This is a genomic window from Proteus sp. PR00224 (genome assembly GCF_016238105.1).
Classification (GTDB): Bacteria; Pseudomonadota; Gammaproteobacteria; order Enterobacterales; family Enterobacteriaceae; genus Proteus.
Genome location: NZ_JAEHQU010000001.1, coordinates 719,895 through 733,354, shown reverse-complemented (window position 1 = coordinate 733,354; position 13,460 = coordinate 719,895). Strand labels below are relative to the sequence as shown.

Sequence of the window (13,460 nt, the reverse complement as noted above, 5' to 3'; positions counted from 1 at the left end):
AGCCAGAGCCAGAGCCAGAGCCAGCAAAGAAACCCGCTACCAAGAAAAAGGCGGTGAAAGATGCAGATAACAACGAAGGGTGAGTTAGTCATCGCAGCACTGCGTAAACTCGGTGTCGCATCGGATGCCACGCTAACAGATATCGAACCGCAATCATTAGAGGACGGAGTAGTTGATTTAGAGTCAATGATGTATGAGTGGTTTGAAGATGGCGCAGGAATTCATACTGGTTATAAATTCGCTGATGAAGATACACCAATCGACCAAGGTGATGAGCACGGGCTGCACAAGCAAGCCATTAACGCAGTTATCTACAACTTAGCTACTCGCATTGCACCTGATTACCAAATTGCCCCACTCGATAAAGTTATTACAACTGCTAGATATGGCAAAGAAAGACTCATGCGTAGTTGTGCTTTAAAGAGAGCTAAAAATGCCAGATCTCATCATCCAGATGGTTTCCCTATTGGCTCAGGTAATCGCTTATTAACGATGACTGGTCAACGATACTTCCACAGGAGAAAACCACATGCCAAGAATTCAGATCCCTCTTGCTAGAGGTTTGCGAAAAGACCCGCACACAGCAGATTACATAGACGGTCTGCCAGTTAACATGCTAGCCACGCCGAAAGAAGTATTGAATGCGTCCGGATATTTGCGTTCATTCCCTGCATTAGAAAAGCGTCATAGTGTTGATGGTGTATCTCGTGGTGTTCAGTACAACACGAAAAACAACACTGTATATCGTGTGTGTGGTAATAAGCTTTATCGTGGTCAGAATGCTATTGCTGATATTCAAGGTAAAGATAGGGTGACTATGGCGCACTCTGGTTACAGTCAAGCAGTAGCGTCAGGTGGTAAGTTAAAACTCTATCGCTATGACGGTGAGGTCAAAGAATTAACTAACTGGCCTGAGGAAAAGGTAATTACCGAAGGCTATAAACGCGACGTTAAAAAATGGACTCACAAAGACGGTAATGATGATTTTGTACCGCTCACAAAGAATGATCTAGATGGGTTCTTAACGTTAAAAATCACGCCTAAAACTTCTGATGGTAAAACCGGTAATGAGATGCTTATTACTGAGCAAATGGTGGGCGTTAAATTATCTCAGCAGGAAGATGACGAGAGACCTTATCTTACCGACGTTCTAGTCGAAGGCCTTAAGCGTGCAGGCGGTAAAATTACAGTCACGTATAAAATGAACCTTGCTAAATCTAGCGAACAAACAGCCAAAGACGTTACTGAATTTGTAATGACGCAAGAAGTGTTAGAGGTAGTTGAAAGATACCCTCAATACGAATTAGGTGATGTTGTCGATGTTGCTCGTAACCGAGGGCGCTACATCTGGTTGCAGAAAGGCGGTGAAAGGTTTGGCGTTACTGACTTAGAAGATGAGTCAAAACCTGATCGCTATCGTCCGTTCTACACTGCCGAGTCTCAACCTGACGGCATCATTGCTATTGATTCTTGGCGCGATATGGTGCTCTGCTTTGGTTCATCAACCATTGAATACTTTACCATTACCGGATCAACGAGTGCGTCACAAGTAATATATGCGCCACAGCCATCTTATATGGTTCAGATGGGTATTGCTGGTCGTGATGCTAAGTGTAAGTTCGGAGAATCATTTGCATTCATCAGCAACCCAGCAAACGGCGCGCCATCTGTCTATATCCTTGGCTCTGGTTCTGCCAGTCAAATATCTACTGCAAGTATTGATAAGATCATTCGTAGTTATACATCAGACGAGTTATCACATGCGGCTCTTGAGACTATTCGCTTCGATGGTCATGAGTTACTCATTGTTCACTTACAGCGCCATACACTTTGCTTTGACGCAGCGGGAAGCCAGCAATATCCGCAGTGGTGCATTCTAAAGTCTGGACTGTATGACGAAACCTATCGTGCAATTGATTTTATGTATGAAGGTAATCAGATCACTGTTGCGGATAAGAACGATGGTGTTGTTGGTAATCTTACCTTCAATAAATCATCTCAGTACGACAAGCAGGTCGAGCATATCCTATACACGCCTATGGCTAAAGCCGATAACGCAAGGGTGTTCGATTTAGAGCTTGAGGCATCAACAGGCGTCGCCCAGATTGCTGATAGGTTATTTCTCTCTGCAACGACTGATGGCATTAACTTTGGTCGTGAGCAAATGATTGAACAAAACTCACCATTCCAATATGACCGCCGTGTGTTATGGCGACGAGTAGGAAGAGTGAGAAAGAATATAGGGTTTAAGGTTCGCGTTATTACTAAGTCACCTGTAACACTGAGCGATCTATCGATGAGGGTTGAATAATGGCAAGTGAAAACCTTTCTAAACCCATAGAAATTCAATCCGCTTATATTGTTCCAGATATCCTACCTACTAATTTCAGTGAAACATATCGACGCATAGTACTTAGCGGTGCTGATGATATGGCAAAGGTAGCTGGTCGTGCAAATGAGGCTGGTGCTGAGGCTTTTGATGCTCAATCTAGAAATGATGAGCAAGATATTGTTCTTGCAGATCATGAGGAAAGGCTTGGTGATGCCGAACAGACAATTATTGAGCATGGCATTAGGTTAGCTAATCATGAAGAGCGGATAACGAAAACGGAAGAGGACTTATCTAAGTTAGAGGTAAGAGTTCTTAACGTTGAGCAAGACATTGATGGGCTGAAAATAAAGATACAAGACCTCGATGGTCAAATATCTGAAATCAAAGTTGATTACGTTTCTCTCAGTAAAACAGAAAAACAGAAGCTTTTATCTCCTATCGATGTTTCAGCATCCTACTCAGTAAACGGAACTAAAGTTGTTGGCACTCGTGTTGCTGGCTTTACATCAGCAACGGGTACAGCACTTAAGGGCTCGTTTAACGCTAACCAATCCTACTCATTCAGTGCTGATTACACTCGGTCAGAAATGCAAACCCTAGCAAATGGGTTAATTGAGGCTAGACAGAGAATCAAGGCGCTAGAAGATGCACTTCGCTCACACGGATTAATAGACTAATGGAAATTAAAATTATTGATAACCCTATTCGACTATCTGAGTTTTTAAATGATAAGTCGAACACGGGAAATATCGTTGATGGTAATGATCAGTATTTCATTAAGACCGATGCGCTTTACTTAGGTATTTATGAGGGAGTTCTATTGGTTGGTGTTTTCGAGGTGCGCAACTTCTGGCATACAGTCGTTGAGTGTCACGCCATATTTGATGCTGGATTCCGTGGCAAGTACGCCTTTGATGCACACAAACTATTCTGCAAATGGTTACTGGATAATAGTCAATTCACTAACTCGGTAACTATGGTTCCAGATACCACAAAATATGGTCGCGTTATTGTGAAAATGCTTGGTGCTACACGTGTCGGTCATTTAGATGATGCGTATATCAGTAATGGTAAACCAGTAGGTGTCACCATCTATCAACTAAAACGCGAGCAGTACGAGGAGTTATTAAAATGCTGATTATTTCAGAGAAATTCAGAATCTCACTTCTACCAATGCATGGATACATGAAAGGTGGCGGTGATGGCGGTGCGGGCGCTCAAGCTGATGCCACTCGTGAAGCCACTGCGTTACAGCGTGAAATGTGGCAGACGAACATGCAAAACCTTGCGCCGTTTACATCACTCGCCCAGCAATATATTGGTCAGTTGCAAAACTTATCTTCTTTAGAAGGTCAAGGTCAAGCATTAAACCAATACTACAACTCTCAAGCATTTAACGATTTATCAAACCAAGCTCGTTATCAGCAATTAGCTAGCGCAGAAGCTACTGGTGGGCTGGGCTCAACAGCAACAAGTAATCAACTTGCATCTATCACTCCTACGCTCGGACAAGGTTGGTTGGCTGACCAAATGAATAACTACCAGAACTTAGCCAATGTTGGTCTTGGTGCTTTGCAGGGTCAGGCTAGTGCTGGTCAAAACTACGCAAACAATATGGGGCAATTGCTACAACAAAATGCAAATGCTCAAGCGGCTATGGCTAATCGACCGTCATCTATGCAACAAGGAATGATGGGAGGTCTTGGTGGTGCTATGGCGGGCGCTCAACTAGGTAGCGTTGTTCCCGGCCTTGGTACTGCATGGGGCGCTGGTATTGGTGCTGGGGTTGGTTTATTGGGAGGATTGTTTTAATGGCTACATGGCAACCATCAGTTAACTCAGGCGGGTTTCTTGGTTCGATAGGTCAATTTAATGACAATGCGCCAAGAGCTAGTGATGCAAATCCTGTTATTAACTCAATTAATCAAAGCAATGAATTAGCTCGTTCTGGCGCTAATAACATGGGTCTGCAAGCATTAAATGGACTTGTAGGTCTTGCTGGTATCTATCAGGAAAATAAAGCCAAAGAGCGTCTTGGTGAATTCCAAAAAGCATGGGGTGAGGCGTACGCGAATAGTGATCGTGATGGCATGAGACAGTTGCTAGCTACTTATCCAGAGTACGCTCAAGCCATCACTGGAGGTATGCAGGGTGTTTCTGCTGATGTTCGCGAATCTTTGGGTAACTTATCATCTGGCTATCGCAATGCGGTAATGAATGGTAATGCCACTGATTACGTTAGACAGAATGCAGATACATTTCGCCGCCTTGGCATTGATCCTATGGAAGCCGTTTCTATTGCAGAAAAAGACCCTAAAGCGGCTGTTCAATTAGCTGATCACATTGGCATGTCATCATTAGGCATTGATGATTACTTTAACCTACAAGATAAACAACTTGGCAGACAGATTGACCAAGGTCGTTTAGATGAGCAAATCAGAAGCAATCAAGCTGGCGAAGCACTAACAAGAGAAGGTCATCAGATACAGGTGCGTGGACAAAATATCTCCGCTCAAAACTCTATGCGTTCAGCTAGCTCAGCAGGTAGTAAACCAGCGGCAGTTCAGGAGTATGAGTACATGATGACACTTTCACCCGAACAACGTAAACAGTTCTTGGCGCTAAAAGGCAAATCGGGAACTGAAATGCAACAAGCTCAACTGGCTAATGGTCAGACTGTGATGATAGACCCAAATGCACAAGGCGCTGGTGATTCCAAATATTACAAAGGGTTTGATGCGAACGGCAATGTAGTAACTATTCCTGTTAACGCTTTATCTAGTGTGTCATCTACTGCTGGAACAGCATCAAGCACGAGAATGAATGAGGACTTATCTTTAATTGCAAACGCTCCAGCCTCTCAGCTAAATGCAATAACTGGTGTTACTGGAGGTACAGGGACAGCGCCGATTACCGCAGATGCAGGGACTAGAACGGTAAATAAAGATGCAAGGGCTCTTTATAATGCTGCTCAACGCATTCAAGGTAACATGCAGAATCAAGGTATTGGCGCAGCTAGAGAGATGGGTGCAAGTGGCATCAATACTGTCGCTGAGGCTAAGATGTTCTTCCAGTCCATGCCGCAACTTGATTACTCTAGCCCAGAAGCATTGCAAAACTCAGTTAAGATAATCGATCAGTATACAAAGGCATTCAACTCTAAAAATAATGCCAATTTAAGCTCACCAGCAAGTCAGCAACCAACACAACAAGCGCCCGCTAATAATCAAGGTGGGTATTCTAATCTCTGGGGTGGGTAATGGCTAAACCATGGAAAGATGTGATCTCGTCACCTGAGTATCAATCACTATCTAACGAACAAAAGGTATCAGCACAGGAGCAATATTTTAATGAAGTAGTTGCTCCAAATGTTGGTAACGACGTAGATAACGCAAGACAACAGTTTTATACCGCATACCCACTTCCACAATCACAACCCGAACAAGCAACCCAACCACCACAACCAGAAAACAGCTATATCGCTGGCATGAAACAAGCCAACCAGAACCTTTCTCAAGGGTTACAGCAATCGTCTGATGATGCTAAAGGTTTCCGTGAAAATGTGATTGACGCATTTACTGGTGAAAGCAAGATGACTCCTGAAGTTCAAGGGCTAGAAGGGATCATGTCTTCGCCAGAAATGAATGCATTTAATACTGATGCAATGAAAGCGGCTTGGGTACAAATGTTCGGTAATGATAACGACTTTGTAAAAGTCATCAGCAATATGGGGGGGCAAGTATCTCAAGATGAGAAGGGTAACTTACTGGTTGATTTACCGTCTGGTCGCTATGCATTAAACAAGCCAGGTCTATCATCTGAAGATGTCATGCCATTTATCGCGAACGCAGTTGCATTCACTCCAGCGACTAGAGCGCCAACAGTGTTAGGTGCAACTGCAAAATCAGCGGGAACAGACTTGGCTTTACAATCGTCTGTTAATATGGCAGGTGGTGGCGATATTAACCCGTGGCAAACTGCATTATCAGCAGGGCTTGGAGGTGGATTTAAAGCGGCAGAGAAACTTGTTAATAGTGGTTATCGAGTAGCAACAGGTAAGCCAACTCAAGAAGCATCTGAATTGTCTGAATTTGCTAAGCAGAATAATGTTCCTTTATACACGACTGATGTTGTACCTCCGCAATCAAAAACCGGTAGGCTGGCTCAAGGAGCTGCTGAAAACATTCCTTTTGCTGGTACGGCAGGTTTGCGATCAAATCAACAAGAGGCTAGGAGTAAACTTGTTCGTGATTTTGCTGACAGGTTTGGAGAGTACGATCCTAGTCAAGTTGTTGAGAGCTTGAAACGCAAAACGTCAACAATAAAACAGGCGGCTGGTGAAAGGTTAGAATCAATCCAGAATGCGTTATCTGGCGTACCCATTACTCCTAATCGAGCAATAAACCAGATTGATAGCGAAATAGCCAAGTTATCTAAACTTGGTGAGGTTGCTGACACGCAAACCATTTCAAAATTACAATCTTACAGAAACGAACTTGCATCTAGTAACGTTGACATTTCTCAACTAAGAGACTTAAGAACTCAATTTAGACAAGACGTAAAGGGTGAGAGAATGGCTATGCCCAATCGCTCTGATGCCGCGATAAATAGAGTTTATAAAGCCATGTCTGATGATGCTAGCGATGCAATATCAACAAACTTAGGTGCTGATGCTTTACGCAAGTATAACCAAGCTAATTCTATCTATGCAGATGAAGCTAATAAAATATTAAATACTCGATTGAAGAGCATCTTAACCAAAGGTGATTTAACACCAGAGGTAGTTAACAATATTTTATTTAGCAAAAACAAATCTGAAATTAGAAGCTTGTATAACTCAGTTGACACCCGAGGTCGTGCTCAAATAAGGAATGCCATTATTGGTAAAGCAATTGAGAAAGCGGGTGATTCTCCTGAGCAGTTCTTAAGGCAACTAAATATCATGTCAAACCAAACTGGAATAGCATTTAGAGGTCAAGAAGCTATTTATATAAATGGGTTGAAGAAGTATTTAGAAGCTACACGTCAAGCGTCAAAAGCTGGTGTCACAACGCCGACTGGTCAGCAAGCAATCCCATTCATGCTTGGTTTAGGCGCAGCAATAAAACCGTCAACTGCAATTGGCGCTGGAACTTATGGCGCACTAGCTCGCATTTATGAAAGTAAACCAGTTAGAGAGGCAGTGATGAGATTAGCAGGAACTCCGGCAGGAACAAGTAAGTTCGAAAAGGCAGTCTCTACAATATCACAAAGTTTAAGTGCTGGTTCGCAGGAAGAAGTCAGGAACTAATCAATTAGGTTATGGACAACCTACAAAATAACAATACCGCTTAATTGCGGTTTTTTTACGTCCAAAATACACCAGTTTTAATCTGGTGCGACTACTCACGCTTGGAGAAAGCAATGTCAGATATTATCCCTAATGTCGTCGTGTCGATGCCGTCGCAATTATTCACTCTAGCAAGGAAATTCCAAGCAGCGAGTAATGGTAAGATTTTCATCGGTAAAATTGATACCGATCCAACATTACCAGAAAACCAAATCCAGGTTTATTTAGAGAATGAAGATGGTTCTCATATTCCAGTTCCTCAGCCTTTAATTATCAATCAGGCTGGATTTCCTGTTTACCATGGTCAGATTGCTAAGTTTGTAACAGTTGAAGGCCATAGCATGGCTGTGTATGACAGTTACGGCGTTCAGCAACATTATTATTATAACGTGTTGAAGTATGATCCTGACCAATTAAGAAATGAATTGGAGTTAGATTATGGTTCATCACTAATTGGATACAAATATCCAGCTGCAAATTCTGTAAAGCGACAATTAAATAAAAAGCTGGATGATTCTGTTTCTATTCTTGATTTTGGCGTTGTTGGTGACGGAGTACATGATGACACATTGGCTTTGATGGAGGCACTAGAATACTGCTACGAAAATAAAGTAGGTATTAATGGTGTTTCCGGGTTAAGGAGTAAAATAACTGACACAATTTACCTGCCATTATTTGAAGATCGAATGAAGTTGATTGATTTGGATTTTGGTGGGTTAATTCTTTTGCCAACTGATGATGTTGGCGATGTGTTTATTTCTGGTAAAAAAGATAATGGTAGGTGGGTGTCATGCATGGATGATCCTGTTATGGCGCAAAATGTTAGTAATCTCTATGTAAGAAATTTAGTTATTAATAATAATAATGTAGATAATGCGATAGGAAGAAGAGCGTTTGGATTTAAAGAGTTACATATTAATTGCAAGACAGACAACCTCGTTGCTAGAAATTTTGGTTTAGGTTTCGATTTTAATAATTGTTTTTATCTTCACTCTAACAATAACGTTCTTTTAAATTCTGAGGCGTTATTATCTCAAGAATCTATTGGCCACAAATATAGGAATGCTTGTAACTTGATAAAGATTGAGTCCCCTATAGCATTAAATACTAGGAATGGATACCTTTTTGAACATGGTGTAACTGGGTTAGTTATGGATAAAGCTTCATTTGAGGCTCAAGGAGTATCAATAGTCTCCAATGGTGAGATATTTGATATGACAGTGAAAGATAGTTACTTAGAAAATGTTGGTGATGATAGAGACGTCTGTTTTGACTTTAGATCATACTCTCACGTAACGTTCTCAAATAATTATATGTTACCAAAAAGAGCAAAACATCTATTTAAACATAAGCCATTTCAACCAAGAAATATGATTGAGGTACAGAGAAATAATCATATTATTGGCATTGATCCAGAGAACTATTTTATAAATAAGGGATTATCATATAGTGTAATAGACCTTAAAAATACACAGGCCAATGCCAGCTTATCTAACACACTATACAGAATGTCTGAAATTGGTGAAGGGGTAATTATTAACAAGAAGGCTATGAATATTAATGCTGGCGGCCGGATAACTCATATTAGCAATGTGGTTAATGAATATATACCAGGAAACTACAGCGGTAAATATAATTCTGGATACACTTATGGTGCTTTGCATGGATTATACAACCCAATAAAAGACATTGAAAAAGGAACATGCTCCTTTAATACACAAATACTGTATTCTGATATGCAGTTATTATTATTAAATCTTCGCATTGCGGATACCAATGAAACAAAAGAGTATATTGGTACAATATGGGGTAACACATGCAGGAAACCAGACGGAACAATAGATTCAAGAGTCCAAGTAATTAACGACAATGGAAAGGTTTCTTTAATTATATCAGGAATTAAGGTTGGGAACTTTAATATTGTAGGTGGTGAGTTAAGAGTGATTTAAATCACGTATAGCACCAATATCAATGCACAGTAACGAAGGTTTATTAATTTATTTTTCATATAACTTATTGCTGTGCATCATCTTTTAGATAACATCATGTATAATCTTATAATATTTTATTAAGAATGGTTTATAACTATATAAAATACATTACGTATCAACAATATAGTTAAATTTGAGGCTTGGTTAATGTTATCTTATAGAAGAGAGCTTGACGGCATTAGGGCGTTGGCTGTATTTGCAGTAATACTTTATCACGCAAACTTTCAGTTGTTTGGCGTGAGTGTTTTTAAGGGTGGCTACCTAGGTGTAGATGTCTTTTTTGTTCTTTCAGGGTATTTAATCACTAGTATCATAAGAGACAAACTCGAAAAAGGAAATTTTTCGATAGTTGATTTCTATTGGCGAAGAATTAAACGTATAGTTCCAGCGCTGCTTGTCGTTTTAATATTCACATCAATTTGTGCATATTTTGTTCTAATACCAGACTCTTTAATTGCTTATGCGAAATCATTAAGATCGGCATTATATTTTGGCTCTAATTATTATTTCTTATCTGAAGATAGCTATATTGCTGAAGCGAGTATACATAAACCTTTACTTCATACATGGAGTCTTGCTGTCGAATGGCAATTCTATGTTTTATTCCCAATTATTATTTTATTCATAAACAAGTTTTTTAAAAGATACACACTGGGTATCTTAATTATTATGATGCTTGCATCTTTACAGTATGCAAATATTATTGTTGGTGAAAGTTCGGATGAAGCATTCTATTTACTTCCTTCTAGGGCGTGGGAACTATTTGCTGGAGGTATAGCCACGTTTTATAACAGATCAAATCTTGATACATTGAAAGATGGAACAATAGGTAGCTTAATTGCCAAAGTAATGCCAGTTTTTGGTTTGTTTTTAGTTATTCATAGTATGCTTTTTATTGGTCATGATAATCCCCACCCATCTTTTATAACTGCGATCCCTGTTATTGGGATATGCTTGTTTATTATCTTTGCAAATAAAGGAGATATTGCAAATGATATATTCTCAACTAAGCCTATTGTATTTATAGGTTTAATTTCATACTCATTATATTTATGGCATCAGCCTGTTTTTGTTTTTTTTAGATTACTAAAGTCTGATGAAATAAATCACTCTCAATTAATTATTTTAATAATAATCGCAATGTTATTATCTGTAATAACTTATTATTTGATAGAGAATAAATTCAGGGTGAGGAAATTAAGTATTTTTAAAATAATAACACTTATATTAATGGCTTCTTTACTGTTTTCTTTTTACAAAGTAGCAATAGAAACCAAAGGCTTTTCTGATAGATTTAGTGGAAAATTAAAAGAAGTAAATGAACGATTCAGTGTATTAGAGTTTAGAAAATTAAAAGATGAAAATAATTTAGGTAAAGGATATTTATCTAGTCAACAACAATCACTATGTAATAATAGAACCGTTGATACAGCTTGTGCTTTTGGTGATAAAAAATGGATTAATATTGGAGATAGTTTTGCTGGTCAGTTAGATCCTGAATTGAAAAAGGTATTAGATGAAAAAGGCCATGGGTTTATTAGTATGACTTATGAGCAGTGTCCTTTTGTATCTCCTAATATTTGGTTTGGTAATGTCCCTGAATGCGTAGTGGTTAATGAGGATAGATTAAAATACTTTTCTAACTTACAAGAGAAAAAGAAAATTATAGTCGCAGCTAATTACTGGCAGTTTTCATTGCCCAAAAAAAGGATACCTGTAAGCAATTTATCTTCATCTGCATTCCCAGAAAATGTTGATTTTGATAAAGAAATAGCGTGGAAAAGTTATGTTGACAACATTAAGTTCTTATTAAGTAAAGGTCATGATGTTTATGTCATCTATCCAATTCCTGTTCCTCATATTGATGTAAGGAATCAATTACTAGGACAATTAAATACTCCTATCTCTACATACAGAGAGGAATTTTCACCGAGCAAATTATCATATCCAGATACAATAAGAACGACCAAAAAGCTAGATTCTCTTTTACCAGATCACCCTAATCTGCATAAAGTTTATACAGATAAGATTTTCTGTGAGAATGAGCAATGTTTAATTATTAATAGTGATGGTGCGATATATAGCGGTGGTGGTGGTCACTTAACTGATGTTGGCGCTAAAATGGTTTTAAAAAGCTTTCTTTGATTAATAGAAAAGCCCACTAAAGTGGGCTTTTTCTTGTTCATTGCCAAATATTACTCAGCTAGTTACTAAAAGAATTCTTAAAGCTCACATTTATCATTTTTATGACGGGCATCTTATTGATGCCTATTTTTCATATATCACACTTTCATTTCATATTTCGTACAAGTATATTATTTATATATAAATCAAATTACGAGGCTATGATTTTGTGGGCTGATAACTTAAGGTCAATATCGATACTTGCTGTTGTTTTGTTACACGTATCTTCAGGGTTTGTTGGAGATATAGGCATTTCAAGTGATTTATATGGAAGTAAAAGCTGGTGGGCAGGGAATATCTACGAATCTATATCAAGATGGTGCGTTCCATCTTTTGTTATGATTAGTGGTTATTTTTTGTTAAATAAGAAAGAGGATAACCTGACTTTTTTTCACAAAAGAGTAAAAAGAATATTAATACCACTTATCTTTTGGTCTGTATTTTTTTCTTTTTGGATGGTGTTAAGATATTTTGTTAAAGGTGAATTGCCAGATGTATTGCCAGCTTTAATAAAAAACTGGCTCCTTGGTCAGCCTTACTATCACCTTTGGTTTTTATTCATGATACCATTCTTATATTTGGTGACACCGATTTTAAGAGTGGCGTTTAGTAACTCATCTAAAGGTGTTTTATTTTCATTTATAGTATTGTGTTTTTCGTTATCAATGCTCACTGTTATATTTTACTATATTGCATCCTTACTTAACATGGGTAGCAAGGTAACTTTATTCACAAATAACTTTCTGATGTTTTTGGGTTATTTTTGTCTTGGTGGGTATATTTGCAAGTACAATATAGAGTTAAAATTGGTAAATAGTTTACTTATCTTCCTTCTATCAGTAATGGCGACAGCCATAGGTAGCTATTTCTTTACCTACGAATATTTTTACTCTTACTTAAGTATCACTACCGTTTTTTCATCTATATCTATTTTTTTCTTAATCAAGCAATCTTTAAATAGAAAATCATTCATTGGTTATTTTTCTGGATTAAGCTTCGGCATCTATCTTATACACCCTGTTTTTATAGATATAATCTCTTTTTTAGGGAAGGGCTTAATACAGGGGAAAATAAACGCATTCATTTATATACCGCTTGCAACAATTTGTGTTTATCTTCTTTCATATTTAGTAGCACTATTTATGAGTAAATCTAGAATTCTTAATAAATGCATATGACCATAAAGCCCACTTCGGTGGGCTTCTATTATTCACTCTTCAAATAATGCACCGAATTCCCATCAGGCAATTTCTTACTTCTCTCACAATAAAACGCTAATCGTTCATTAAAGTACGCTCTCAAATGTGCTGGTTGTTGCCGTTCAACTTCGGGCGCAACAACTGGCATGTTTAGTCGTTCTTTATATGCGACACCTGAAGCGGATAAATCAACATTAACTTTGTCTTTTTCTTCTTGAGTTAGGTTTGCGAGATTCATAGTAGATCCGGTTAGTTTTTGGAGAGTATAGCAGGGTGTGGAATTAAAAGTGAGGAGGTGTGACATACTGTGTCGAGATTGTGACACAATATATGTGAAATGATGGTAAAAATGATTAAATTCTGCAAAGCCAAACTTTGCTGGCTGGCATAGATAGTGGCTTTGTAGGCTAAATAGCGTTAATCAA

General features: G+C 38.6%; 10 protein-coding genes and 2 pseudogenes. 11 read left to right on the top strand and 1 reads right to left on the bottom strand.

Annotated elements, in window-relative coordinates; genetic code table 11:
• The first annotated feature begins 60 nt into the window (after window positions 1–60).
• The 11 genes and pseudogenes from JEP71_RS03375 (at window position 61) to JEP71_RS03325 (ending at window position 13,014) form a co-directional block, all read left to right on the top strand.
• Window positions 61–558: a packaged DNA stabilization gp4 family protein gene (locus JEP71_RS03375; protein WP_198625752.1), complete on the top strand. Its 498-nt coding sequence runs from the start codon at window positions 61–63 to the stop codon at window positions 556–558.
• A pseudogene (locus JEP71_RS17740) lies at window positions 530–868 on the top strand (packaged DNA stabilization protein); the annotation flags it as partial. The gene JEP71_RS03375 and the pseudogene JEP71_RS17740, both read left to right, overlap by 29 nt.
• A gap of 420 nt (window positions 869–1,288) precedes the next feature.
• Window positions 1,289–2,311: pseudogene (locus tag JEP71_RS17735) on the top strand (packaged DNA stabilization protein); the annotation flags it as partial.
• Window positions 2,311–3,009, top strand: coding sequence for a phage tail protein (locus tag JEP71_RS03360; RefSeq protein ID WP_198625751.1), 699 nt, complete (start codon window positions 2,311–2,313; stop codon window positions 3,007–3,009). The pseudogene JEP71_RS17735 and the gene JEP71_RS03360, both read left to right, overlap by 1 nt.
• Window positions 3,009–3,470 carry a DUF2824 family protein gene (locus tag JEP71_RS03355; RefSeq protein WP_198625750.1) on the top strand — a complete coding sequence of 154 codons (462 nt, stop codon included), beginning with the start codon at window positions 3,009–3,011 and terminating at the stop codon, window positions 3,468–3,470. Before JEP71_RS03360 ends, JEP71_RS03355 begins: the two co-directional genes overlap by 1 nt.
• Window positions 3,464–4,144, top strand: a complete 681-nt coding sequence (locus JEP71_RS03350; RefSeq protein WP_198625749.1) for a DNA transfer protein — start codon at window positions 3,464–3,466, stop codon at window positions 4,142–4,144. The genes JEP71_RS03355 and JEP71_RS03350 overlap by 7 nt, the downstream gene beginning before the upstream one ends.
• Complete coding sequence (locus JEP71_RS03345) at window positions 4,144–5,592, top strand: phage DNA ejection protein (RefSeq protein ID WP_198625748.1); 1,449 nt, start codon at window positions 4,144–4,146, stop codon at window positions 5,590–5,592. The genes JEP71_RS03350 and JEP71_RS03345 overlap by 1 nt, the downstream gene beginning before the upstream one ends.
• Entirely contained in the window at window positions 5,592–7,622 is a 2,031-nt protein-coding gene (locus JEP71_RS03340) for a lytic transglycosylase domain-containing protein (RefSeq protein WP_198625747.1), read from the top strand. Before JEP71_RS03345 ends, JEP71_RS03340 begins: the two co-directional genes overlap by 1 nt.
• Window positions 7,623–7,735: 113 nt before the next feature.
• Window positions 7,736–9,610, top strand: coding sequence for a phage head-binding domain-containing protein (locus tag JEP71_RS03335; protein ID WP_198625746.1), 1,875 nt, complete (start codon window positions 7,736–7,738; stop codon window positions 9,608–9,610).
• Between the two features lie 189 nt (window positions 9,611–9,799).
• A complete protein-coding gene (locus JEP71_RS03330) occupies window positions 9,800–11,797 on the top strand; it encodes an acyltransferase family protein (protein ID WP_198625745.1) in 1,998 nt (665 codons plus the stop codon).
• 206 nt (window positions 11,798–12,003) lie between these two features.
• Window positions 12,004–13,014 (top strand): acyltransferase, encoded by a 1,011-nt coding sequence (locus tag JEP71_RS03325; protein ID WP_232797465.1) that lies wholly within the window; start codon window positions 12,004–12,006, stop codon window positions 13,012–13,014.
• 28 nt (window positions 13,015–13,042) lie between these two features.
• Here the strand turns inward: JEP71_RS03325 and JEP71_RS03320 are convergent, their stop codons facing one another.
• A complete protein-coding gene (locus JEP71_RS03320; protein ID WP_198625743.1) occupies window positions 13,043–13,273 on the bottom strand; it encodes a DNA polymerase III subunit theta in 231 nt (76 codons plus the stop codon).
• Window positions 13,274–13,460 lie beyond the last annotated feature (187 nt).

Bases quoted from the DNA above. Each gene is read 5' to 3' on its own strand.
- JEP71_RS03375 (WP_198625752.1), top strand. From the start codon at position 61: ATGCAGATAACAACGAAGGGTGAGTTAGTCATCGCAGCACTGCGTAAA.
- JEP71_RS03360 (WP_198625751.1), top strand. From the start codon at position 2,311: ATGGCAAGTGAAAACCTTTCTAAACCCATAGAAATTCAATCCGCTTAT.
- JEP71_RS03355 (WP_198625750.1), top strand. From the start codon at position 3,009: ATGGAAATTAAAATTATTGATAACCCTATTCGACTATCTGAGTTTTTA.
- JEP71_RS03350 (WP_198625749.1), top strand. From the start codon at position 3,464: ATGCTGATTATTTCAGAGAAATTCAGAATCTCACTTCTACCAATGCAT.
- JEP71_RS03345 (WP_198625748.1), top strand. From the start codon at position 4,144: ATGGCTACATGGCAACCATCAGTTAACTCAGGCGGGTTTCTTGGTTCG.
- JEP71_RS03340 (WP_198625747.1), top strand. From the start codon at position 5,592: ATGGCTAAACCATGGAAAGATGTGATCTCGTCACCTGAGTATCAATCA.
- JEP71_RS03335 (WP_198625746.1), top strand. From the start codon at position 7,736: ATGTCAGATATTATCCCTAATGTCGTCGTGTCGATGCCGTCGCAATTA.
- JEP71_RS03330 (WP_198625745.1), top strand. From the start codon at position 9,800: ATGTTATCTTATAGAAGAGAGCTTGACGGCATTAGGGCGTTGGCTGTA.
- JEP71_RS03320 (WP_198625743.1), bottom strand. From the start codon at position 13,273: ATGAATCTCGCAAACCTAACTCAAGAAGAAAAAGACAAAGTTAATGTT.